At 36.7% G+C, this 1,925-nt stretch carries 6 protein-coding genes; all 6 read right to left on the bottom strand.

The window, feature by feature from the left end; translation table 11 throughout:
* Window positions 1-160 (bottom strand): DNA cytosine methyltransferase (locus PX636_RS19500; RefSeq protein ID WP_288118375.1); only part of this gene is annotated, 160 nt, incomplete at its 3' end.
* 210 nt (window positions 161-370) lie between these two features.
* Entirely contained in the window at window positions 371-607 is a 237-nt protein-coding gene (locus PX636_RS19495) for a DUF4926 domain-containing protein (protein WP_002731660.1), read from the bottom strand.
* A gap of 12 nt (window positions 608-619) precedes the next feature.
* Window positions 620-940, bottom strand: coding sequence for a DUF6883 domain-containing protein (locus PX636_RS19490; RefSeq protein ID WP_288118374.1), 321 nt, complete (start codon window positions 938-940; stop codon window positions 620-622).
* 49 nt (window positions 941-989) lie between these two features.
* Window positions 990-1,184 carry a RelB antitoxin-like protein gene (locus tag PX636_RS19485; RefSeq protein WP_002795823.1) on the bottom strand — a complete coding sequence of 65 codons (195 nt, stop codon included), beginning with the start codon at window positions 1,182-1,184 and terminating at the stop codon, window positions 990-992.
* Window positions 1,185-1,237: 53 nt separating this feature from the next.
* The gene (locus tag PX636_RS19480) at window positions 1,238-1,489 is read right to left on the bottom strand and encodes a hypothetical protein (RefSeq protein WP_147068816.1); all 252 of its coding nucleotides are present in this window, start codon (window positions 1,487-1,489) and stop codon (window positions 1,238-1,240) included.
* A gap of 192 nt (window positions 1,490-1,681) precedes the next feature.
* Window positions 1,682-1,915, bottom strand: coding sequence for a DUF433 domain-containing protein (locus tag PX636_RS19475; protein WP_008198375.1), 234 nt, complete (start codon window positions 1,913-1,915; stop codon window positions 1,682-1,684).
* Window positions 1,916-1,925: the final 10 nt, after the last annotated feature.

Below are 1,925 nucleotides of genomic sequence, written 5' to 3'. Positions count from 1 at the left end.
GATAAATTGCCCGAGCGTCTTTATCTATATCACAGGAAAAAACACAATCAGATTCTAAGTTTTTTTGGCGACAAACTCGTTCAATTGCGACTCGAAACCCTCCCAAACCACAAAAAAGGTCAACAAAACGAATTTTCTGCTTATCTTTAAGTAAATTCATCGATAGTTGAGATTGTAGCGATAGGGATATTCTCTTTGATTTTAACTTATTCAACTTTCACCAAAGAGCGGACGGTAAATATTTCATTGGCGCTTGAGAGTAACAAACTGAAAACAGTCGTCATCCCTGGGGACATACATAAAAAAAGGATGGTGGGTTACGCTTCTTGAACCTCAGTTTTCTAGGAAATCACAGCGAAGAATAACAGAATTATATTATTTGAAATTCATCCTGTTTAAGATTTTGAATTGATTCAATCTTGGAAACTTCTACAGCGATAACTGTATAGGCTTTTCCCTGATTATTTAACACTTCTAAAACATAGCCATCCTCTTGGCCTTCGGGTCGAGGACAATAATCCACGATAATCGCGTGAGTGCCACGAGACAAATTAGATTCTGGCAAATCTTCGGTTAATTGAACTTCGGAAAACATATCAAATTTCATAGTCTAACTCTTTTAATCTGGTAATAAAGTCACAAATCTTGTTTCTTTCGTAAGTGAGTCGATAATCCAATAGGTAGAGACTCGTAAGTTTATCCCGTTGACCCCTTGTAAAAGTCCTTTAATTTCATAAATATCACCGAACTTTGTTTGTTTATTTAAGGTGGCCTCGTTGAGAAGAATACGTCTTAAATCTTGTTCCAATACCTGCCAGTTGTCTAAATTATATCCTGCTTGTGCCAGAAAGCTTGATTTATCATCTTTGGGTTGTAAAACTAGCAAATACCGGGTTAATTTAGCTGGTGGGATTGTCGCATTGGGATTTAAATAAGGCATTTATATTGTAATTTAGCCAACTTCTTTATAGACTTCTATAAAATAGATTTTACAGTATATGCGGGCAGTATTGCCAGTCTTTTTCTTGGTCTAGGATTTGATCATTTTCAACTTCTTCGATGAGTTTTCCCAGTCCGTAATCCTCAAGGATTTCTTCGATTTTTTCAAATTCAGCAATGGGAATCTGAACGGCAATCGGCTTTTGATCTTTGTCTAATACATAGTTTTTGGTAATTTCTAGCATTTGTATTTCCTCTAAAAGTTCTCTAGATTATTATTGATAAATCAAGTAAAACCTCACTCATAATTTTCGAGTTTGCTCTCTAGGGATTCTAGATCTGATAACTGCGGTGGATGATTAGCATTCCATGGGAGAGCTTGATCTAATTTTTCTCGAAAAGGCGATCGATTTATCCAGTCTTCGTTTACGGGAGAGCGATCAAGTAAATTTTGATAAAACTCATTCCACAGTTGACCCCATTCTTTTAGATCGATAACAACTGCTGTTTTTTCTCCTGTTTCATCGACAATATACTGAATACCTTTCATGATTTAAATTGTTGTGAGATGGATATTAATTAATAACTATATTTTAATCGATGCACGAGAAGATATGGATTTGACAATTTTATCCCGTTCCCATATTCTACCGGGGAACGCTCCCTTCAGTTTCTACCTGAATACTGGTTTAAGGTAGAGCCTTAGATATGGTGTTCCAAGGCAGAGCCTCGGAATAAGAAATCATGCCGAAGTGAAGCTAACGATATAATCGGATACAGCCCAAGCTGCATAATTAATAGCCTGACGAATATCTTCCTCTTCTAACTCTGGATAAGCCTCTAAAACTTCCTGAATAGATAACTGACTAGCCAACAGTTTCAGAACAAATCCCACAGTGATACGCATTCCTCGAATCGTTGGCTGTCCAAGACATATTTGTGGATTAACAGTAATACGGTCTAGCTCTTTAATCACTGTGGAACTC

This window comes from Microcystis sp. M53598_WE2, from assembly GCF_030067735.1.
GTDB classification, from domain to species: Bacteria; Cyanobacteriota; Cyanobacteriia; order Cyanobacteriales; family Microcystaceae; genus Microcystis; species Microcystis aeruginosa.
Note: the sequence above shows the minus strand (reverse complement) of the source record. Positions and strands in the feature narration are given on the sequence as shown.